The following is a 19,721-nucleotide window of genomic DNA, read 5'->3' as shown; positions in this document are numbered from 1 at the left end:
GGAAGGGGCCGCCCGTGATCGCGGGCGGCCCCCCTTGCTTCCAGGCGTTCGGCTAGGCCAACTTCTCCGCGATCCCCCGCAGCGCGGCCGTCGCCGCGATCTGGAGTCCGGGTCCGAACGTGATCCGCGTGGCCCCCAGCTCCCCGAGCGCCCGCAGGTCCCCGTCCGGCTTCGCCGCCGCGTTGATCGGCCCCTCGACGGACTCCCGCAGCACGGGGAGCGCCTCCGCGGGCGCGAGGATCGGATACACGCAGTCCGCGCCCGCCGCGACATAGAGCCGGGCCCGCTCGACGGCCCGCTCCGGGTCCGCGACGCCCCGCAGAAAGGTGTCCACGCGGGCGTTGACGAACAGCCGGTCCCCGGCGGCGGCCCGCACCTCGGCCAGCCAATCGGCCTGCTCCCGCGGGTCCTTGAGCCCCTCGGGGGTCGAGTCCTCCAGGTTGCAGCCGATCGCCCCCGTCTCCAGGAGCCGCTCCACCAGCTCCTTCGGGGCGAGCCCGTAGCCGCGCTCGATGTCCGCGCTGACGGGCACGTCGACCGACCTGACGATCCGGGCGACCGCCGCGAACATCTCGTCCGCGGGGACCTCCCCGTCGGCGTACCCGAGCGACGCCGCGACCCCCGCGCTCGGCGTCGCAAGGGCGGGGAAGCCCGCCTCCACGAAGACGCGCGCGCTCGCCGCGTCCCACGGTCCGGGCAGGACCAGCGGATCCCCGGCCGCCCGTCCGGTGTGCAGGGCCCTGAAGTCGTCGACCTTGCTCATGGCGTGTATCCCCCAGGTTCGATGCGGCGGCTGACCATCACGCGGTTCCAGCTGTTGATGACGGTGATCAGCGCGATGAGATGGGCGAGTTCAGTCTCTTCGAAGTGCTTCGCGGCCGTCTCGTACACGGCGTCCGGAACGAATCCGTCGGTCAGGACGGTGACCGCCTCGGTCAGCGCGAGCGCGGCACGCTCCCGCTCGCTGAACAGAGCGCCGGCCTCCTCCCAGGCATTGAGGAGAGCGATCCGCTTGGCACTCTCCCCCTCCCGCACCGCGATGTCGACATGCATGTCCAGACAGAACGCGCACGCGTTGATCTGCGAGGCCCGGATCATCACCAGCTCGGCGAGGACGGGGTCGCCGAGCCCCTTCTTCGCGGCGGCGCTCATGGTGCTCAGCGCGCTGCCGACCCGCTTGTCCAAGTGCGTCGTACGAGGGCTCACTTGGCGAGGTCTCCCGCCTTGTAGTGGCCCGGCACCTGGCGGGTCGAGACGCCGAAGCGGTTCCAGGCGTTGATGACCGTGATGGCGGCGATCAGCTGGGTCAGCTCCTCCTCGGCGAAGTGCTCGGCGGCCCTCTCGTACACCTCGTCCGGCACGAAACCGTCGGTCAGGACGGTGACCGCCTCGGTCAGCTCGATCGCGGCGACCTCCTTGGCCGTGTAGAAGTGCTGCGACTCCTCCCAGGCGCTGAGCTGGATGATCCGCTCCACGCTCTCGCCCGCGGCCAGCGCGTCCTTGGTGTGCATGTCGAGGCAGAGGGCGCAGTGGTTGATCTGCGAGGCGCGGATCTTGACCAGCTCGAAGATCACCGGGTCGAGGCCCTTACGGGCGGCCGCGTCGAGGCGGATCATCGCCTTGAAGACCTCGGGGGCGTGCCGGGCCCAGTCGAGGCGCGCGGTGTGTTCGTGGACGTACTGCCTGGCCTGCGGTTCTGCGTCGGCGGGGTGGTCGTTCGTGGTCGTCATGCCATCGACCGTACGACGGGAATAGCCCAAGGGTATGGTCCATTCCCATGGGAGATTCGTGGGCCACTTTGGGTGTCGACCTGCATCTGGAGACGGCCGGAGTCCACGGAGGTGGCGGCCACGCGGGCGTACGCAAGGGGCTGACGGACGCCCTGCGCGAGGCCGTGCGCGGCGGACGCCTGGCCCCCGGCACCCGGCTGCCGTCGTCCCGGTCGCTCGCCGTGGACCTCGGCATCGCGCGGAACACGGTCGCCGACGCCTACGCCGATCTGGTCGCCGAGGGCTGGCTCACCGCGCGGCAGGGCTCCGGCACGCGGGTCGCGGAGCGGACCGTACCGCGCCCCGCCGCGCCGGCGCGCCCCCGCAGGAGGGGTGGTTCGGCGACGTACGACCTGATGCCCGGCACCCCGGACCTCGCCTCGTTCCCGCGCGCCGAATGGCTCAAGGCGGCCCGCCGCGCGCTGGCCGCCGCCCCCAACGACGCGCTCGGATACGGCGATCCGCGCGGCCGGATCGAACTGCGCACCGCGCTCGCGGACTACCTCTCGCGGGCGCGCGGCGTCACGGCGGACCCCGACCGCATCGTGATCTGCTCCGGGTTCGCGCACGGTCTGATGGTCCTCGGCGGGGTGCTGCGTGCGCGCGGCCTGCGTGAGGTGACGGTGGAGTCGTACGGCCTCGACGTGCACTGGAACCTGCTGAAGCGGGCGGGGCTGCGCACGCGCCCGCTGCCGTTCGACGAACTGGGCACGTCCACGGACGAGTTGGGGCCGGGCTCCGCGAAGGTGGCGCTGCTGACTCCCGCGCACCAGTTCCCGATGGGGGTCCCGCTGCATCCCGACCGGCGGGCGGCCGCCGTGGACTGGGCGCGGCGCGAGGGCGGGCTGATCCTGGAGGACGACTACGACGGGGAGTTCCGCTACGACCGTCAGCCGGTGGGCGCGCTCCAGGGCCTCGACCCCGACCGCGTGGTCTACCTCGGCACGGCCAGCAAGTCCCTCGCCCCCGGCCTCCGGCTCGGCTGGATGGTGCTTCCGGCGTCGATCGCCGCGGAGGCCGTCGAGGCGAAGGGCGGCGCCGACTGGGCCTGCGGGGCGCTGGATCAGCTGACCCTGGCGGAGTTCATCACCTCGGGTGCGTACGACCGTCATGTGCGCGGGGCGCGGCTCCGGTACCGCCGCCGCCGGGACCAGCTGGTCGCCGCGCTGGCGGCCCGCGCACCGGAGGTCCGGGCGACGGGCATCGCGGCGGGCCTGCACGCGGTCCTGGAACTCCCGCCGGGCACGGAACGCTCGGTGGTGGAGGCGGCAAGCTGGCAGCGCCTGGCCCTGCAGGGCCTCTCCCAGTTCCGCCACCCGTCGGCACGGGTGCCCCGCCGGGACGCGCTGGTGGTGGGCTACGGCACACCGCCGGACCACGCTTGGGCGGGGGCGTTGGAGGCGTTGTGCGGGGTGTTGCCGTAGGGGGAGGGGGTGCTTTACCCCGGGGGGCCTCCGCCGGGGGCGGGTTCCAAGGCGAGGCCTGCGCTGGATCGGGTCCTGGGGTGGGCCGTCAGCCCGGGTGGGTTCCAAGGCGAGGCCCTACGCCGGAGCGGGTTCGGTGAGCCATACGCCGGATCGGGTCCGGTGAGCCCTACGCCGCAGACTCCTCCACCGCCCTCTCTGCCGGCGCCTCCCCGAATCGGGCCAGTGCCAGTGCCCCCGCGACCGCCACCACGAACCCCGCCACCGCCAACCACCCCATCCCCTCCCGCGTCCGGTCGCCGAGCCACACCACCCCCACCAGCGCGGGGCCCACCGTCTCCCCGATCACCATCCCCGCGGTGGCGGTCGTCACCGAGCCCCGTTGCAGCGCGGACGTCAGGAGCAGGAAGGCCGCACCGCCGCCCACCAGCAGCGCGTACGTCGCCGGATTGGTGAGCAGCGCCCCCGGCGAGACCTCGTCGATGAGGCGTACGGCCACCTCCACCACCCCGAAACCGAACCCCGCCCCCAGACCGAGCACCAGCGCCCGCCCCCGGTCCGGCAGTCGCCCCGCCACCGCGCCGAGCACCAGCACCGCCGCCGCGATCCCCAGCATCACGTACCGAAGAGCCGTCGAGCCCTCTCCGTCGCCCTCGTCCCCGGACGCGAGCCCCAGCATCGCCAGACCCGCGCACACCACGCCCACCGCGCCCCACTCCACCCCGCTCAGCCGCACCCGCAGCAGCCGTGCGGCCACCACCGCCGTGACGGCGAGGCTCGCGGCGAGCGCCGCCCCGACCGCGTAGATCGGGACGGAGCGCAGCGCCACGATCTGCAGCAGAAAACCGAGCCCGTCGAGGCCGAGCCCCACGACGTACCGCCACTGCCGCACCGCACGCAGTAGCAACGCCGGATCGACTCCGGAGCCCGTCCCCGGCGCGGTCGCGCGCGCGGCGATCGCCTGGAGAACGGAGGCCGTGCCGAAACAGACCGCGGAACCGAGCGCGCAAATCATCCCAAGAGACACGAAGTGACTGTAGAGGAAGGGGATTCGGCGGAGCCGATTGGCGGGGCGGGCGACCGCTTCCCTACGCTGAACGCCGGTCATCACGTACACGACAACGGGGAGAGACACGGGACATGGCGGCGACGCAGCACGCAGAGCAGGCAGAGCACGCGGAGCACACGGAGCAGGCGAGGCACCCGCAGGGCGCGGAGCAGCCAGGCAAGCGCGAGAAGCAGCGCCGCAAACTTCGCTCCAGCACAGTCGTACTCGGCGGAATGGGCGTCCTCGCCGCCGCCCTCAGCGCCTGCAGCTCGGAGCCGGACCGGCGGTGCGTGGACCGCGACAGCTACGACCTCATGAACGGCTACAAAATCGTCGCCGACAAGAACTGCACGAGCGGCGGCGGCAGCTCGTACTCCTCGGGCAAGGGCCGCACGTCGGGCGGCAGTTCGTACGGCACCGGCACCGGCAAGACCGGCGGCCGCATGGACGCCGACTGGTACTACGACGCCGACGTCGAGGGCCGCTACGCCGACTACGGCACCTTCAGCCGCAGCGAGGCCGTCGACCGCGACGGCTTCGGCTGCAGCGGCAGCAGCGGCGGCTGAGCGGCCCGGCAGCGACCGACCCAGTACCCGACACCGAGGCCGAGACCACCATGGAACGCCGCACCATCACCCCCCGCCCCGGCTGGCAGCAGACCGTCGAGGACCAGGGGCTCATCTACCCCCTCACCCGCTACCCCGACGGCTCCCTGCGCCCCTACTGGGACGAGTCGGCGCACTATGTCTTCTCGCTCCCCGAGGTCGAGGCCCTGGAGGAGGTCGTCGAGGAACTGCACGCCATGTGCCTCGCCGCGGCCGAGCACATCGTCGCGCACGACCGCCTCGCCGACCTCGGCATCACGGACCCCCGGATCGCCGACGCGGTCACCGAGGCCTGGCGCCGCCGCGCGGAACTCCCCTCCCTCTACGGCAGGTTCGACCTGCACTACGACGGACGTGACGGCGCGCCCGCCAAGCTCCTCGAGTACAACGCGGACACCCCCACCTCCCTCGTCGAGGCCGCGAGCCCGCAGTGGTTCTGGATGGAGGAGTGCTTCCCCGGCGCCGACCAGTGGAACTCCCTGCACGAGCGCCTCGTCGACGCCTGGAAGAAGCAGGCCGCCCTGCTGCCGCCCGGCGCCCCGCTCTACTTCGCGCACTCCGCGGGCGACGAGCTCGGTGAGGACCTGATGACGGTCGCGTATCTGCGCGAGACCGCCCAGCAGGCCGGCCTCGACACCGAGGCCATCTCCATGGAGGACATCGGCTGGGACCGGCTCTCCCGCCGCTTCGTCGACAAGAAGCTCCGCTTCATGCGCAGTTGCTTCAAGCTCTACCCGTGGGAGTGGCTGACCACCGACCGGTTCGCCCCGCACGTCCTGGACACCCTCGACAACGGCGGCGGCACGGGTTCGACGCTCTGGATCGAGCCCGCCTGGAAGATGCTGCTCTCCAACAAGGCGCTGCTCGCGATCCTCTGGGAGCTGTATCCCGGCCACCCGAACCTTCTCCCCGCCTACCTGGACGGCCCCCGCGAGCTGGCGACGGAACGCGGTTACGTCGCCAAGCCGCTACTCGGCCGCGAGGGCGCCGGCGTCACCGTGCACCCGCCGGGCGCCGAGCCGGTCGTACGCGAAGAGGCCTGCTGCTACCAGGAGTTGGCACCGCTGCCGGACTTCGACGGCAACCGTGTCGTGCTCGGCGCGTGGGTCGTGGAGGACGAGGCGGCGGGGCTGGGCATCCGCGAGTCGTCGGGACTGATCACGGACGAGTACGCGCGTTTCCTGCCGCACGTGATTCTCTGAATGCTCGGAATGTTCTGTCTGAATGTTCTGTCTGAATGCCCTGAGTGATTCAGCCGCATGTGATTCACCGAGGGCTCAGCCGCATGTGATTCGTCGGGGGTTCATGGGGGAGCCGAGGTGCGTCAACTCCTCCGAGTACGCTGCCGATTGATCGAAACGTACCGGAGGCGAACCGCATCATGGCCGACAGCAGGATCAACACCACCCAGCCGCACACGGCCCGCATCTGGAACTACTGGCTCGGCGGCAAGGACAACTACCCCGTCGACCAGGTGGCCGGCGACCAGATCCGCACGCTGCACCCCGGCATCGGCGAATACGCCCGCGCCGACCGCCTGTTCCTCGGCCGGGCGGTGCGGCACCTCGTCCAGGACTGCGGCATCCGGCAGTTCCTCGACATAGGCACCGGACTGCCGACCGCCGACAACACCCACGAGGTGGCCCAGGGCCTCGCCCCCGAATCGCGCGTCGTCTACGTCGACAACGACCCGCTGGTGCTCACCCACGCGCGCGCCCTGCTCACCAGTACCCCCGAGGGCCGCACGGACTACCTCGACGAGGACCTGCGCAACGTCGACACGATCCTCGAACACGCCGCGAGGACCCTGGACTTCGACCAGCCGATCGCGCTGATGCTCCTCGGGGTCGTCATCTTCATCGAGGACGACCCCGAGGCGTACGGCATCGTGCGACGGCTGCTCGACGCCCTGCCGGCCGGCAGCCACCTCGTCCTCTCCCACACCATCACCAGCCCCCAGATGCCCGACGTGGACGACGCGGTGGCGTTCTGGAACGAGAACGGCACTCCGAAGCTGACCCAGCGCACTCCCGAGCGGGTCGCGGACTTCTTCGAGGGGCTGGAGCTGCTGGAGCCGGGTGTGCTGTCCTGCAACCGCTGGCGACCGGAGCCCGGCACGGAGTCGGGCCTGGAGGACGTGGCCATGTTCGGCGGGGTGGGCGTCAAGCGCTGAGGCTGCTGGGGCCGCTGAGTCCGCTGGGGCTGCTGGGGCTGCTGGGGCCGTTGAGCCTGACCAGCATCTTCCCGGTGTTGGCCCCGCGCAGCACTCCGAGGAAGGCCTCGGGCGCCCGCTCGATGCCCTCGACGACGGTCTCCTCGGTGCGCAGCGTGCCGTCGGCCAGCAGCCCCGCCGCCTTGCCGATCCACTCGGGGAACAGATCGAAGTGGCTGCTGACGAGCATGCCGCGCAGCGTCGCCTCGTGAGTGGCGGCACGGAAGAGGTTGCTCGGACCCGGTGCCGGTTCGGTGGTGTTGTAACCGCTGATGGCGCCGACCAGGGCGATCCGGCCGCCCGTGCGGATGGCACCGATCGCCGCTTCCAGATGGTCTCCGCCGACCGAGTCCAGGTATACGTCGATGCCGTCGGGCGCGGCCTGGGCGAGCTGCTCGGCTATGCCGCCCTGCCGGTAGTCGATGGCGGCGTCATAGCCGAACGTGTCGAGCAGCTTCCTCGTCTTGGCGGGTCCGCCCGCCGAGCCGATCACGCGGGACGCCCCGAGCTCGCGGGCCAACTGCCCGGCGACGCTGCCGACCGCGCCCGCCGCCGCGGAGACGAACACGACGTCGCCCTCGCGGACCGGGGCGGTGCGGGTGAGCGCCGCGTACGCGGTGAGGCCGGTCGTGCCGAGCGGGCCGAGGTAGGCGCTCGCGGGGGCGAGCGCGGTGTCGACGACGGTGGCCGCCGCCGCGTCCAGCACGGCGTACTCCCGCCAGCCCAGGAAGTGCGAGACGGTCGCGCCCACCGGAATGCCGTCCGCCCGCGAGGCGACGACCTCGCCGACCGCACTGCCTTCGAGCGCGGCCCCGATCTCGAAGGGCGGGATGTAGGAGGGGGCGTCGTCCATGCGGCCGCGCATGTACGGGTCCACCGACATCCAGGTGTTCCGCACGAGGATCTGCCCGTCGGCCGGTTCGGGGACGGGGGTGGTGGCCAACTCGAAGTCGGAGGCGGAGGGTTCGCCGGTGGGCCGGGCGGCGAGGCGGATCTCGCGGGAGGTGGCGGTGGGGGTGGGGGTGCCGGTCGCGTTCGCCTTCGCGTTCGTGGTCGGGTTCGTGTTCGGGTTCGTGTTCGCGCTCATGGTGGTGGGGCTCCTTCTGGAGGGGTTCGGTTGCGGTGTCGGGACTACCGTGCCGGGGGCCGCGCACGGAACGCTGACGGATCACGCACGGCGGCTGATGAACGCCCTCTGACCGGCCCGCATTACCGTTGCCGCATGCGATTCGAGGTGCTGGGCCCACTGGTGGTGCGCACGGAGGGCGGGGCGGTCGTCCCGGTCCCGGAGCCCAAGGTGCGTGCGCTGCTCGCGAATCTCCTGCTGCACGAGGGGCGGCCCGTCCCGGCGGACGTACTGATCGACGACCTCTGGGGCGACCGACTGCCGGGCAACCCCGCCAACAGCCTCCAGACCAAGGTCTCCCAGCTGCGCCGCGCCCTGGAGAAGGCGGAGTCGGGCGCACGGGAACTCGTGGAGTTCGGACCGTCCGGCTATCTGCTGCGAGCGGCGCCGGAATCGACGGACGCGGGCCGGTTCACCGCGCTGACATCTCTGGCGTACGGCGGTGGAGCGGGGGATGGTGTCGCCGGCGGGGGTGGCAGGGGCGAGGGTGACGGTGGGGGCGCCGAGGGCGATCGGCGTACGAAGGTGAAATGGCTCTCGGAGGCCTTGGCCTTGTGGCGCGGGCCCGCATACGTGGACTTCCGCGACGCCGCTTTCGCGCGGGCGGGAGCGGCCCGGCTGGAGGAGCAGCGGCTCACGGCCCAGGAGGTACGGGCCGAACTCCGTCTGGAGCTCGCCGGTGCGGGCGAACATGCCGCGCTCACAGACGAGTTGTCCGAGCTGGTGGCGGAACAGCCGCTGCGGGAACGCCTGCGCGCCGTGCACATGCGCGCCCTCTACCGCGCCGGCCGCCCGACCGAGGCCCTCGCCACCTACCGTGACCTGCGCGAACGACTGGCCGAAGACCTGGGCACGGACCCCGGAGCCGAACTCTCCGCCCTCCACGAAGCGATACTCCGCCAGGCCCCGGAACTCTCCGCGAGCACATCCACGCCCTCCGAACCATCTCCGCCCGCCCCGCCCACACACCCCCGCACGAACCTTCCCGCACCTGTAACCCCCCTCATCGGCCGCGAGGACGCGGTGGCGCACGTACGCGAACTGCTCCGCACCACACGCCTCGTGACCCTCACCGGCCCCGGCGGCGTGGGCAAGACACGGCTCGCGCTGGAAGCGGCGGCGGGCCTGACGGACACCTTCGGCGAGGGCGTCTGGCTGGTGGAACTGGCGGGCACCAAGACGGACGTCGCCGAAACGGTGGCCGCGGCCCTGGGCATCCGCGACGACGCCTCGCTGATCCGGGACGAGGCGGCGGGGGGCCGGGCCGAGGGTGGGCCGCCCGGCGTTGGCTCCGGGGCCGGGTCGATGGCGCCCCTCCCCATCCTCCTGTCCAGGGCCCTCGCCCCGCGGCGGCTTCTCCTCGTCCTCGACAACTGCGAGCACGTCCTCGACGAGACGGCCGCCCTGGTCGGCCAACTCCTGCGGCATGCACCCGGATTGAGGGTCCTGGCCACCAGCCAGGAGCCCCTCGCCCTGTCCGCCGAGACCCTGGAGTCCGTCGCCCCGCTCGGCGAGTCGGATGCCCTGGAGCTGTTCGCGGCACGAGCCGCCGCCACGGCCCCCGGCTTCGCCCTGAACGCGGAGAACACCGCCGACGCCGCCCTCATCTGCCGCCGCCTCGACGGCATCCCGCTCGCCGTCGAACTGGCCGCCACTCGCGTACGCGCCCTCGGCGTACACGCACTCGCCGACCGGCTGCACGACCGCTTCCGCCTCCTGAACCAGGCCCGACGCGACGCCCCCGCCCGACAGCGCACCCTGCGCGCGATGATCGACTGGAGCTGGGAACTGCTGACCCCGGACGAGCAGTCCGTACTCCGCCGACTCGCGGTCTTCAGCGGCGGCTTCACCCTGGAGTCCGCCGAAGCGGTGTGCGGCACCCCGGCTGCCGAGGACCTGGACGTCCTCGACCTGATCACTCGCCTCGTGGACCGCTCCCTCCTCACCACGACCCACGGCACGGACGACGGATCCGGATCCGGATCCGGATCCGGATCCGGAACCGGAACCGGAACCAGCGGACCCCACACCTTCCACGGTGTCCGCTACCGCATGCTCGAATCCGTCACCGCCTACAGCCTCGAACGCCTCGCCGAGGCGAACGGAACCCACGACGCCCGCCACCGCCACGCCCACCACTACACCCGCCTCGCCGAACAATCCGCCCCCCACCTCCACGGCCCCGACCAACACCACTGGCTGCACCGCCTCGACACCGAAACGCCCAACCTCCGCGCGGCGCTTGCCTGGGCGACAGCCACCCCCACCACCCTCGGCGACACGGCATCCCCCGACACCGGGCCCGAGGACCACCCCTCGAACACCCCCCTCGCCCTACGCCTCACCAACTCCCTGACCTGGTACTGGTTCCTCCGCGGACGCCTGGGCGAAGCCACCCGCTCCCTGACCCAGTCCCTGACCACCGACCCGCACCCAGAACCGCACCCACACGTGGCGGCAGCCGCCGCCTCGGCCCGCACCTCCCGCGCTGCCTTCGCCCTGCTGACCGGTGACGCGTCCCGCTCCATCCCCGCCGCCGATGACGATGCCGACGCCGACATCCGCTCCCGCTGGCTCCTCGCCTTCGCCCGCAGCGGATTCCGTAAGCCGCACGAGGAGGACGGACTCGACGCGCTCCTGGCGGAGTTCCGCGCGGCGGACGACCCCTGGGGCGTGGCGGCGGCCCTCAGCACCCGCGCCACCCGGGCCCTCTACCGAGGCGACCTCGCCGCCCTCCGCCGCGACGCCGAGGCCAGCGGCGCCCGGTTCGCCGAACTAGGCGACCGCTGGGGCCAGTTGCAGGCCTCCGAGCAGCTCGGCGTCCTGGCCGAGATCGCCGCCGACTACGAGACCGCCGCCCGACTCCACCACGACGGCATGCGCGACGCCGAGCAATTGCGCCTGTGGACCGATGTCTCCTTCCGCCTCTCCCGCCTCGGCCGCATCGCCCTGCTCACCGGCGACGACACCGCCGCGACGGACTTCCACCACCGCGCCGCCCGCCTCGCCGAGCAGCACTCGCACCTCCCCGCCCAACAGTTCGCCGAGACGGGCCTGGCCCTCGGCGCCCGCCGCCGCGGCGACCTGGACGAGGCCGAGCGGCACCTGCTGCCCTGGCTGGCCTGGAACCGACGCCTGGGCGTCGACTCCGGCACCGCCCTGATCCTGGCCCAGCTCGGCTACGTCGCCGAACAGCGGGGCGACGCCGAACGCGCCGAGCAACTCCACCGCGAAGGCCTCGCCACGGCCCGCGCCACGGGTGACGAACGCGCCGTCGCCCTCGCCCTGGAAGGCCTCGCCGGAGCCGGCTCCCTGGCAGGCGACCACCTCCGCGCCGCCCGACTCCTCGGCACCGCGGCCGCCCTGCGCGCATCCACCGGCAGCCCGCTGCCACCCGCCGAACGCGCCGACACTGACCGCGCCGCCCACCGCTCCCGCTCAGCCCTGGGCGAGACGCCCTACGAAGCGGCCTTCACCCACGGCCACCAAACCCCACCCGAAACCTGGTGACGCCTCACAGCGCCGCCACTCCCCAAGTGCCGATTCCCCGAAGCCCCGCACCTCCCCGTCCTCGTCCTCGTCCCCGTCCCCGCCCCGTCCCTAGCTCAACACCGCCCGAAGCTGATCAAGCCCCCAGTCCAGGTCCTCCTTGCTGATCACCAGCGGGGGAGCGATCCGGATCGTCGAGCCGTGGGTGTCCTTCACCAGCACCCCCCGGTCCATCAACTTCTCCGAGATCTCCCGCCCCGTACCGTGCGAAGGGTCGATGTCGACCCCCGCCCACAACCCGCGCCCCCGCACCTGCGTCACCGCCCCCGTGCCGGTCAGCAGCCCCAGCTCCGCGTGCAGATGCTCGCCCAACTCGGTGGCCCGCTGCTGGAACTCACCCGTGCGGAGCATGGCGACGACCTCCAGCGCCACCGCGCAGGCCAGCGGATTCCCGCCGAACGTCGAGCCGTGCTCACCCGGCTTGAACACCCCCAGCACATCCGCGTCCGCCACCACCGCCGACACCGGCACGACACCCCCGCCGAGCGCCTTGCCCAGGATGTACACGTCCGGCACCACGCCCTCGTGCTCGCACGCGAACGTCCTGCCCGTCCTGCCGAGCCCCGACTGGATCTCGTCCGCCATGAACAGCACGTTCCGCTCGCGGGTCAACTCCCGGACCCCCGCCAGATATCCGGCCGGCGGCACCAGCACCCCCGCCTCGCCCTGGATCGGCTCGAGCAGCACCGCCACGGTGTTCTCCGTGACGGCGGCCCGCATCGCGGTCAGATCGCCGTACGGCACGATCTCGAAACCGGGCGTGTAGGGGCCGAAGTCCGCCCGCGCCTCCGGGTCCGTGGAGAAGCTGACGATGGTCGTGGTCCGCCCGTGGAAGTTGTCGCGGGCGACGACGATCTTCGCCCGCCCGTCCGGCACCCCCTTGACCTGGTACCCCCACTTCCGGGCGGTCTTCACGGCGGTCTCCACCGCCTCCGCGCCCGTGTTCATCGGCAGCACCATCTCCTTGCCGCACAGCTCCGCGAGCCGCGTACAGAACTCGGCGAACCGGTCGTGGTGGAAGGCCCGCGAGGTGAGCGTCACCCGCTCCAGCTGCGCCTTGGCGGCATCGATGAGCCGGCGGTTGCCGTGCCCGAAGTTGAGGGCCGAGTACCCGGCGAGCATGTCGAGATAGCGGCGCCCCTCGATGTCCGTCATCCACGCACCCTCCGCCGAAGCGACCACGACGGGCAGCGGGTGATAGTTGTGCGCACTGTGCGATTCGGCCGAGGTGATGAACTCTTCGGTCGTCGAGGTAGTCGACACGGGGTCTCCGTTCGTCCTGCGGCATGGGGCGGGTGTGGCGCCCAATTTCTATCGTCGCTCGGATCGTGGACGAAGAAACCTGGCGTCCCGGCGCGCCAGCTAGGCTGCCTCTGACAGCACGGCGACTGGCGCGCGGGGAACCGACCCCGAGGAAGCCGTGCGAGGCAGAACCTTCGAGGTGCCGTTCGCCTGGGCACCCCGGGACCACGACCGGACCCTTACCGCTCGCCCCGGAGGACGCCATGACTCACCCCTCTCCTTCTTCTTCCTCTTCGCCCAACACCCTCAGCCACCCCGCGCTCGCCGCGCAGGACCCCGAACTGGCCGCCCTCGTCGGCGCCGAGGAACAGCTCCAGGCCGACACGCTGCGCCTGATCCCCAGTGAGAACTACGTCTCCACCGCCGTCCTCGAGGCCTCCGGCACCGTCCTGCAGAACAAGTACAGCGAGGGCTATCCGGGCCGCCGCTACTACGAGGGCCAGCAGAACATCGACCCTGTCGAACGACTCGCCGTCGCCCGCGCGAAGTCCGTCTTCGGCGTCGAGCACGCCAACGTCCAGCCCTACTCCGGCTCCCCGGCCAACCTCGCCGTCTACCTCGCCTTCGCCGAGCCCGGCGACACCGTGATGGGCATGGCCCTCCCCATGGGCGGCCACCTCACCCATGGCTGGGGCGTGTCCGCCACCGGCAAGTGGTTCCGCGGCGTGCAGTACGGCGTACGCCACGACACCGGCCTCATCGACTTCGACGAAGTGCGCGACCTCGCCCTCAAGGAACGCCCCAAGCTGATCTTCTGCGGTGGCACCGCCCTCCCCCGCACCATCGACTTCGCCGCCTTCTCGGAGATCGCCCGCGAGGCCGGCTCCGTCCTCGTCGCCGACATCGCGCACATCGCCGGACTCATCGCGGGCGGCGCCCACCCCTCACCGGTGCCGCACGCCGACGTGATCTCCACGACCACCCACAAGACCCTGCGCGGCCCGCGCGGCGCGATGCTGATGTCCCGCGAGGAACACGCCAAGGCCATCGACAAGGCCGTCTTCCCCGGCCTTCAGGGCGGCCCGCACAACCAGACCACCGCGGCGATCGCCGTCGCCCTCCACGAGGCGTCCGGGCCTGCCTTCCGCGACTACGCCCACGCGGTCGTCGCCAACGCCAAGGCCCTCGCCGAAGCCCTGCTCGCCCGCGGCTTCGACCTGGTCTCCGGCGGCACCGACAACCACCTGATCCTGATGGACCTCACCCCCAAGGACGTCCCGGGCAAGGTCGCCGCCAAGGCCCTCGACCGGGCCGGGATCGTCGTCAACTACAACACCGTCCCCTACGACCCGAGGAAGCCGTTCGACCCCTCCGGCGTCCGCATCGGCACCCCTTCGCTCACCTCCCGCGGCCTCGGCACCCAGCACATGCCGACCGTCGCCGACTGGATTGACCGAGGCGTCGCCGCGGCCCGCACCGGTGACGAGGACGCCCTGACGAAGATCCGCGCCGAGGTGGCCGACCTGATGGCGGCCCACCCCGCACCGGGCCTCCCGACCCACTGATCGGTGGCCACCGGAGTATCCGGCCGCGGACCCGTCGACCGGCAGCCACCCCACTGACCATCCGCTGACCAGCCGCCGCTCTCCGGGGCCAGGCATTCCGCCCCGTCTCCCTCTCCCGGCCCCCGCACCGGCCGGGGGAGGGGGCCGGACCCCGTCACACGTCCCGCAGCTCCTGACGCGGCCCCTCCTCACGGGGCCGCCCCCGCAGCGACGCGAGCAGCGTCCGGCGCTCGGCTATCGGCCCCCGCAGCAGCAGCGCCCCCGCAGCCCCCGCCGCGGCGCCCGGTATCGCCCACCACCAGTCCGTCCCGCCGTCCGCCGCGCCGCCGCCCGAGGCCGCCGCCTGCTCCGACCCGGCGCCCGCGGTGGGCGACGCCGGTGGGGCCGACACCGCGCCCGGAGGTATCGGATGGATCCCCTTGTCCGACGGCGGACCCAGCACCCCGACCTTCTTGAACAGCGCCCTCAGAGCTTCCGGGTCCTTGGCCTTGTGCCATAGGCCCGTCATGGAATCGACGTCCGTCGACGTGTGCACCCACACCTCCTCGGCGCCCTTGTCCCCCTTGGAATCCTTGTCGCCCTTGGAGTCGAACCCCACCGGATAGGCCCGGTCCACCCGCCACGGCTGCACGTCATGGACCATCCACGTCACATTGATCTGCATGCTGCCGTCGCCCACCGTCAGCCCCGGCGGCTGCTCGCGCTGACCTTTGTCCGGGGTGCCCAGTGAACGCTGCAGCTGGCTGTACTCCTTGGAGGTGACATAGAGCGCCGCGCTCTGCCCGCTCTCCGGCGAGACCAGCAGGACGCTCGTCGGCCCGCCCGCCACCGCCTGCGGAGCCCCCAGCGCCACCAGAGCCAGCGCCGCCGCAAGGCCCGCCGCCGACCCGCACACTCCCTTTGCCGTCCGCATGTCCGATCCCCCAGCCGCTCGCCGGCACGACCCGTCCGCACCGCGTCACTTCTGGTACACCGCCCGAGCCGTTCAGGTTCCCGATCCGGGCCCATCAATCGGGACCGAATCTCCGATCTCCAGCGCCCGCTCCTTCGACGCCACACCTTCGAGCCGCAGCGTCAGATCCGCCCCGCGCGTCCACAGCAGCGTCGGCCCCGCCGTCCGCTCCGACCGCTCCCACCGGTCGCCCTCGCCGTCGATCATCCAGAACTGGAGCCGATGGGGACGCGGGAACCACAGCCCCGTCTCCCGGCCCACCTGAACCCAGTCCGGCCGCTCCCGCACCGTCTTGCCGAAGCCGGGGTCGAGGCTCGCGCCGAACTCGTCGAGCCGTATCGTCCGGCCGCCGTCCCGCCAGCACAGGCTGACCAGGACGCGCGCGCCCGGCTCACGCGTCACCGCCACCGCGTCCGGCGCGCCCAGCGCCGCTGGCACCGCGGGCGCGAACCCCGCCCGCCGCTCGGCCTCGGTCAACGTCATCGCACCGCCACACCCCGGCACACCGCCGCTCACCGGGGGAGACGCCGACGGGTCGTACCGCACCTCGACCCCGCCGAAGTCGAACCACTCGAAGACCGCCGCCCGCACCGGCGGTGTCAGCACCGCCGCCGTCAGCAGGCCGCACAGCGCCGCCACCAGGACCCGCCCGCGTATCCGCAGCCACCGCCTTAGCCGGGCCAAGGGCCCCGGCGGCTCGGCCACCGGCACGGGCACCGACTCCGCGATGACCTGGGCGATCACCCGCTCGGCCATCGTCGCCCCGCCGACCGGCGGCGTGTCGAGGGACCGGCCGAGCGCCCGCAGCTCCTCGGGAAGCCTCCGGGCCCGCGACTCGTCCCGCCCGCCCTGCTTCCGCGGCGCGTCACGCTCGCCGTGCTCGTCCCGCTCACTCATGCCCGTCACCTCCTTCCGGTCCCTGCGGCAGCAGCCGCTCCAGCTTCCGCAGCGCGCGGTTCAGCCGGGACTTGACCGTGCCCCGCGGCCAGCCGAGGGCCTCGGCCGTCTCCGCCTCGTCCATCTCCAGGAGATAGCGGTAGGTGACGACCAGACGGTGCTCCTCGCTCAGCTGCTCCAGCGCGGCCAGCAGCGCCGCCCTGCGCTCCACCTCCACCGCCGCGACCGCCGGGTCCGCCGATTCCGGTATCAGCGGCTCCGCCTCCGCCAGTGCGGCTTCCCGGCCGGCGAGCGAGCGCTGCCGGACCGCCGAACGCACTGTGTTCCTCGTCTCATTGGCGACGATCGACAGCAGCCACGGCTTGAACGCCGCGTCCTCCCTGAACCGCCCCAAGGAGCAGTACGCCTTGAAGAAGGCCTGCTGCACCACGTCTTCCGCGTCCGCTCCCGCCCCGAGTGCCACGGCCGCCCTGAGCGCGAGGCCGGTGAAGGCGCGGACCAACTCCGCGTACGCCTCCGCCTCCCCGGCGCGCACACGTGCGATCACCGCACCCTCGTCGACGACGCGGCCCCCCTCCAGGACCTCCCCCTGTGCCCTCACACTCTTGATACACCGGCCGAACATGATCGGTTCCCGAATCCGCACGACCGGATCGAGCGATCACGCACGACCGAATTCGATCGATCACGCACACCGGATCGGGCCTCGAATCAAGCCGATCGGGTCACACCCGTCACACGCCTGTTTCCGAGCTATGAGAGTCACCTGAGAGAATGTGGCCCATGGCCTCTGATCGCCCGCCCGTCACCCACCACCACCCTCAAGGGAATGGCTTCGCCATGCCGCCTCGTCCCCGTGTGCTCTCCGGAATCCAGCCCACCGCGGGCTCGTTCCACCTCGGCAACTACCTCGGCGCGGTCCGCCAGTGGGTGGCGCTGCAGGAGTCCCACGACGCCTTCTACATGGTGGTGGACCTGCACGCGATCACGGTCCCGCAGGACCCGGCCGAGCTGCGGGCCAACACCCGTCTCGCCGCCGCCCAGCTCCTCGCCGCCGGTCTCGACCCGGAGCGCTGCACCCTCTTCGTCCAGAGCCATGTCCCCGAGCACGCCCAGCTCGCCTGGATCATGAACTGCCTCACCGGCTTCGGCGAGGCCTCGCGCATGACGCAGTTCAAGGACAAGTCCGCCAAGCAGGGCGCCGACCGCGCCTCCGTGGGCCTCTTCACGTACCCGGTCCTCCAGGTCGCGGACATCCTGCTGTACCAGGCCAACCAGGTCCCGGTCGGCGAGGACCAGCGCCAGCACATCGAACTCACCCGCGACCTGGCCGAGCGTTTCAACGGCCGGTTCGGCGAGACGTTCACCGTCCCGGCGGCGTACATCCTCAAGGAGACGGCGAAGATCTACGACCTTCAGGACCCGTCGATCAAGATGAGCAAGTCGGCGTCCACCCCCAAGGGCCTGATCAACCTCCTCGACGAGCCCAAGGCCACCGCCAAGAAGGTCAAGAGCGCGGTCACCGACACTGACACGGTTGTGCGATACGACACCGAGAACAAGCCCGGGGTCAGCAACCTTCTCACCATCTACTCGACGCTCACGGGCACCGGTATTCCGGAACTGGAGCAGAAGTACGCCGGCAAGGGCTACGGTGCGCTGAAGACGGACCTCGCCGAGGTCATGGTCGAGTTCGTGACCCCCTTCCGGGACCGCACCCAGGCGTACCTGGACGACCCGGAGACACTGGACTCGATCCTGGCCAAGGGCGCGGAGAAGGCGCGCGCCGTGGCCGCCGAGACCCTCGCCCAGGCGTACGACAAGGTGGGCTTCCTGCCCGCCAAGCACTGAGCCACACCCGCCCCTGTACCGAGCCAGGTACAGCAGCGCCCTCTGCCCGCCACCCGACCGACAGGAGTACGACGTGGGGACCGTAACGATCGGTGTTTCGATCGCGGTCCCGGAGCCACACGGCAGCCTGCTCCAGGAGCGGCGCGCGGGCTTCGGGGACCCCGCGGCGCACGGCATTCCCACGCACGTCACGCTGCTTCCGCCGACCGAGGTGGAGGCTTCGGCGCTGCCCGCCGTGGAGGCGCACCTGGGGGCCGTCGCGGCCGCCGGGCGCCCCTTCCCGATGCGCCTGTCCGGTACGGGTACGTTCCGTCCGCTGTCGCCGGTCGTCTTCGTCCAGGTGGTGGCGGGCGGCTCGGCGTGCGGCTGGCTCCAGGAGCGGGTCAGGGACGCATCCGGGCCGATGGCGCGCGAGCTGCAGTTCCCGTACCACCCGCATGTCACGGTGGCGCACGGCATCTCCGAAGAGGCCATGGACAGGGCGTACGCGGAGCTCGCCGAGTACGAGGCCGAGTGGCCCTGCACCGGATTCGCGCTCTACGAACAGGGTGCCGACGGGGTGTGGCGCAAGCTGCGCGAGTTCGTCTTCGGAGGCGGCGGCCCGATCGTGCCCCCGCAGGCGGCGGCCCCCGCCGCGCACGGCGCGCTGCCGACCCACTGAGACGCAGGGCTCACACGCGAAACCGCGTCACACCGGGAGCGACCTCACACCGGGCGTGACCTCACACCGGTAGTCGCCGGAACACCGTCCGCGGAACATGCCGCAGCGCCGACATGACCACCCGCAGCGCGCCGGGAACCCACACCGTCTCCGAGCGCCTGCGCAGCCCCGTCTCGATGGCCTCGGCGACTGCCTCCGGAGTGGTCGCCATCGGGGCCTCCTCCAGGCCGGCCGTCATCTTCGAGCGTACGAAGCCGGGGCGTACGACCATCACGTGTACGCCCGTGCCGTGCAGCGCGTCGCCCAGGCCCTGGGCGAAGGCGTCGAGACCCGCCTTGCTCGACCCGTAGATGAAGTTGGAGCGCCGGGCCCGCTCGCCCGCGACGGACGAGAGGACCACCAGGGAGCCGTGCCCCTGGGACTGCAGGGCACGCGCGCACACCAGGCCCGCGGAGACCGCCCCGGTGTAGTTGGTCTGCGCGACGCGCACCGCGGACAGCGGCTCGTCCTCGTCGCGTGCCTGGTCGCCGAGGATGCCGAACGCGAGCAGGACCATGTCGATGTCGCCCTCGGCGAAGATCTTGCCGAGAGTGTGCTCGTGGGACTCGGAGTCGAGCGCGTCGAAGGCGACGGTGCGCACGTCCGCACCCATGTCGCGCAGGCCTGCCGCGGCCTTCTCCAGGCCCGGCGACAGCCGTCCCGCGAGCCACACCGTGCGGGTGCGGCGGGCGACCAGGCGGCGTGCCGTGGCGAGGCCGATCTCGGAGGTGCCGCCGAGCACGAGCAGCGACTGGGGGGTGCCGAAAGCGTCCTTCATGGG

The 19,721-nt window shown here is 72.0% G+C and carries 18 protein-coding genes and 1 riboswitch; of the genes, 8 read left to right on the top strand and 10 right to left on the bottom strand.

All coding sequences use genetic code 11. From position 1 onward, the window contains the following. Positions 1-52 precede the first annotated feature (52 nt). Genes ACIBKX_RS12140 through ACIBKX_RS12130 form a run of 3 tightly spaced genes read right to left on the bottom strand, consistent with a single transcriptional unit; the run spans position 53 to position 1,730 of the window. Complete coding sequence (locus ACIBKX_RS12140; RefSeq protein ID WP_363276499.1) at positions 53-763, bottom strand: isocitrate lyase/phosphoenolpyruvate mutase family protein; 711 nt, start codon at positions 761-763, stop codon at positions 53-55. Then, a complete protein-coding gene (locus ACIBKX_RS12135; protein WP_363276500.1) occupies positions 760-1,206 on the bottom strand; it encodes a carboxymuconolactone decarboxylase family protein in 447 nt (148 codons plus the stop codon). Before ACIBKX_RS12135 ends, ACIBKX_RS12140 begins: the two co-directional genes overlap by 4 nt. Then, the gene (locus tag ACIBKX_RS12130) at positions 1,203-1,730 is read right to left on the bottom strand and encodes a carboxymuconolactone decarboxylase family protein (RefSeq protein WP_363276501.1); all 528 of its coding nucleotides are present in this window, start codon (positions 1,728-1,730) and stop codon (positions 1,203-1,205) included. Before ACIBKX_RS12130 ends, ACIBKX_RS12135 begins: the two co-directional genes overlap by 4 nt. Positions 1,731-1,777: 47 nt before the next feature. Between ACIBKX_RS12130 and ACIBKX_RS12125 the strand changes: the two genes are divergently transcribed. Next, positions 1,778-3,193, top strand: a complete 1,416-nt coding sequence (locus tag ACIBKX_RS12125) for a PLP-dependent aminotransferase family protein (RefSeq protein WP_363276502.1) — start codon at positions 1,778-1,780, stop codon at positions 3,191-3,193. Between the two features lie 169 nt (positions 3,194-3,362). On the opposite strand, the gene ACIBKX_RS12120 is transcribed toward ACIBKX_RS12125, so the two are convergent. Further along, on the bottom strand, positions 3,363-4,208 hold the full coding sequence (locus ACIBKX_RS12120; RefSeq protein ID WP_363276566.1) for a hypothetical protein: 846 nt from the start codon (positions 4,206-4,208) through the stop codon (positions 3,363-3,365). A 266-nt stretch (positions 4,209-4,474) separates the two neighbouring features. On the opposite strand from ACIBKX_RS12120, the gene ACIBKX_RS12115 reads away from it, so the two are divergent. The 3 genes from ACIBKX_RS12115 (at position 4,475) to ACIBKX_RS12105 (ending at position 7,019) form a co-directional block, all read left to right on the top strand. Beyond that, positions 4,475-4,807 (top strand): hypothetical protein, encoded by a 333-nt coding sequence (locus ACIBKX_RS12115; protein WP_363276567.1) that lies wholly within the window; start codon positions 4,475-4,477, stop codon positions 4,805-4,807. 50 nt (positions 4,808-4,857) lie between these two features. Next, a complete protein-coding gene (locus tag ACIBKX_RS12110) occupies positions 4,858-6,048 on the top strand; it encodes a glutathionylspermidine synthase family protein (protein WP_363276503.1) in 1,191 nt (396 codons plus the stop codon). A gap of 179 nt (positions 6,049-6,227) precedes the next feature. Continuing rightward, on the top strand, positions 6,228-7,019 hold the full coding sequence (locus tag ACIBKX_RS12105; protein ID WP_363276504.1) for an SAM-dependent methyltransferase: 792 nt from the start codon (positions 6,228-6,230) through the stop codon (positions 7,017-7,019). On the opposite strand, the gene ACIBKX_RS12100 is transcribed toward ACIBKX_RS12105, so the two are convergent. Beyond that, the gene (locus tag ACIBKX_RS12100; RefSeq protein ID WP_363276505.1) at positions 7,009-8,145 is read right to left on the bottom strand and encodes an NADP-dependent oxidoreductase; all 1,137 of its coding nucleotides are present in this window, start codon (positions 8,143-8,145) and stop codon (positions 7,009-7,011) included. The two genes, ACIBKX_RS12105 and ACIBKX_RS12100, sit on opposite strands and share 11 nt — an antisense overlap. Before the next feature lie 135 nt (positions 8,146-8,280). Here ACIBKX_RS12100 and ACIBKX_RS12095 point away from each other — a divergent pair, with 135 nt between their 5' ends. Next, positions 8,281-11,694: a BTAD domain-containing putative transcriptional regulator gene (locus ACIBKX_RS12095; RefSeq protein WP_363276506.1), complete on the top strand. Its 3,414-nt coding sequence runs from the start codon at positions 8,281-8,283 to the stop codon at positions 11,692-11,694. Positions 11,695-11,784: 90 nt separating this feature from the next. Here the strand turns inward: ACIBKX_RS12095 and rocD are convergent, their stop codons facing one another. Then, positions 11,785-12,996, bottom strand: coding sequence for an ornithine--oxo-acid transaminase (rocD, locus tag ACIBKX_RS12090; protein ID WP_363276507.1), 1,212 nt, complete (start codon positions 12,994-12,996; stop codon positions 11,785-11,787). Between the two features lie 111 nt (positions 12,997-13,107). Beyond that, a riboswitch (ZMP/ZTP riboswitch) is annotated at positions 13,108-13,198 on the top strand. A 40-nt stretch (positions 13,199-13,238) separates the two neighbouring features. Here rocD and glyA point away from each other — a divergent pair. After that, positions 13,239-14,540, top strand: a complete 1,302-nt coding sequence (gene glyA, locus ACIBKX_RS12085) for a serine hydroxymethyltransferase (RefSeq protein WP_363276508.1) — start codon at positions 13,239-13,241, stop codon at positions 14,538-14,540. 154 nt (positions 14,541-14,694) lie between these two features. On the opposite strand, the gene ACIBKX_RS12080 is transcribed toward glyA, so the two are convergent. The 3 genes from ACIBKX_RS12080 to ACIBKX_RS12070 form a co-directional block, all read right to left on the bottom strand. Then, positions 14,695-15,453, bottom strand: a complete 759-nt coding sequence (locus ACIBKX_RS12080) for a hypothetical protein (protein WP_363276509.1) — start codon at positions 15,451-15,453, stop codon at positions 14,695-14,697. Between the two features lie 72 nt (positions 15,454-15,525). Beyond that, positions 15,526-16,389, bottom strand: a complete 864-nt coding sequence (locus tag ACIBKX_RS12075) for a hypothetical protein (protein WP_363276510.1) — start codon at positions 16,387-16,389, stop codon at positions 15,526-15,528. Next, positions 16,382-16,936, bottom strand: a complete 555-nt coding sequence (locus tag ACIBKX_RS12070) for a sigma-70 family RNA polymerase sigma factor (RefSeq protein WP_363276568.1) — start codon at positions 16,934-16,936, stop codon at positions 16,382-16,384. The genes ACIBKX_RS12075 and ACIBKX_RS12070 overlap by 8 nt, the downstream gene beginning before the upstream one ends. A 293-nt stretch (positions 16,937-17,229) precedes the next feature. Here ACIBKX_RS12070 and trpS point away from each other — a divergent pair, with 293 nt between their 5' ends. Further along, on the top strand, positions 17,230-18,240 hold the full coding sequence (gene trpS / locus ACIBKX_RS12065; RefSeq protein WP_363276511.1) for a tryptophan--tRNA ligase: 1,011 nt from the start codon (positions 17,230-17,232) through the stop codon (positions 18,238-18,240). 73 nt (positions 18,241-18,313) lie between these two features. Further along, positions 18,314-18,901, top strand: coding sequence for a 2'-5' RNA ligase family protein (locus tag ACIBKX_RS12060; RefSeq protein WP_363276512.1), 588 nt, complete (start codon positions 18,314-18,316; stop codon positions 18,899-18,901). 61 nt (positions 18,902-18,962) lie between these two features. On the opposite strand, the gene ACIBKX_RS12055 is transcribed toward ACIBKX_RS12060, so the two are convergent. Continuing rightward, positions 18,963-19,718 (bottom strand): decaprenylphospho-beta-D-erythro-pentofuranosid-2-ulose 2-reductase, encoded by a 756-nt coding sequence (locus ACIBKX_RS12055; RefSeq protein ID WP_363276513.1) that lies wholly within the window; start codon positions 19,716-19,718, stop codon positions 18,963-18,965. Positions 19,719-19,721 lie beyond the last annotated feature (3 nt).

The organism is Streptomyces sp. NPDC050658 (genome assembly GCF_044457025.1).
In the GTDB taxonomy this organism is placed as follows: Bacteria; Actinomycetota; Actinomycetes; order Streptomycetales; family Streptomycetaceae; genus Streptomyces.
This window is presented reverse-complemented; position numbering and strand designations above follow the sequence as displayed.

Coding starts and splice junctions, on each gene's coding strand:
- ACIBKX_RS12140 (WP_363276499.1), bottom strand. CDS start 763: ATGAGCAAGGTCGACGACTTCAGGGCCCTGCACACCGGACGGGCGGCC.
- ACIBKX_RS12130 (WP_363276501.1), bottom strand. CDS start 1,730: ATGACGACCACGAACGACCACCCCGCCGACGCAGAACCGCAGGCCAGG.
- ACIBKX_RS12125 (WP_363276502.1), top strand. CDS start 1,778: ATGGGAGATTCGTGGGCCACTTTGGGTGTCGACCTGCATCTGGAGACG.
- ACIBKX_RS12120 (WP_363276566.1), bottom strand. CDS start 4,208: ATGATTTGCGCGCTCGGTTCCGCGGTCTGTTTCGGCACGGCCTCCGTT.
- ACIBKX_RS12115 (WP_363276567.1), top strand. CDS start 4,475: ATGGGCGTCCTCGCCGCCGCCCTCAGCGCCTGCAGCTCGGAGCCGGAC.
- ACIBKX_RS12110 (WP_363276503.1), top strand. CDS start 4,858: ATGGAACGCCGCACCATCACCCCCCGCCCCGGCTGGCAGCAGACCGTC.
- ACIBKX_RS12105 (WP_363276504.1), top strand. CDS start 6,228: ATGGCCGACAGCAGGATCAACACCACCCAGCCGCACACGGCCCGCATC.
- ACIBKX_RS12100 (WP_363276505.1), bottom strand. CDS start 8,145: ATGAGCGCGAACACGAACCCGAACACGAACCCGACCACGAACGCGAAG.
- ACIBKX_RS12095 (WP_363276506.1), top strand. CDS start 8,281: ATGCGATTCGAGGTGCTGGGCCCACTGGTGGTGCGCACGGAGGGCGGG.
- glyA (WP_363276508.1), top strand. CDS start 13,239: ATGACTCACCCCTCTCCTTCTTCTTCCTCTTCGCCCAACACCCTCAGC.
- ACIBKX_RS12080 (WP_363276509.1), bottom strand. CDS start 15,453: ATGCGGACGGCAAAGGGAGTGTGCGGGTCGGCGGCGGGCCTTGCGGCG.
- ACIBKX_RS12075 (WP_363276510.1), bottom strand. CDS start 16,389: ATGAGTGAGCGGGACGAGCACGGCGAGCGTGACGCGCCGCGGAAGCAG.
- trpS (WP_363276511.1), top strand. CDS start 17,230: ATGCCGCCTCGTCCCCGTGTGCTCTCCGGAATCCAGCCCACCGCGGGC.
- ACIBKX_RS12055 (WP_363276513.1), bottom strand. CDS start 19,718: ATGAAGGACGCTTTCGGCACCCCCCAGTCGCTGCTCGTGCTCGGCGGC.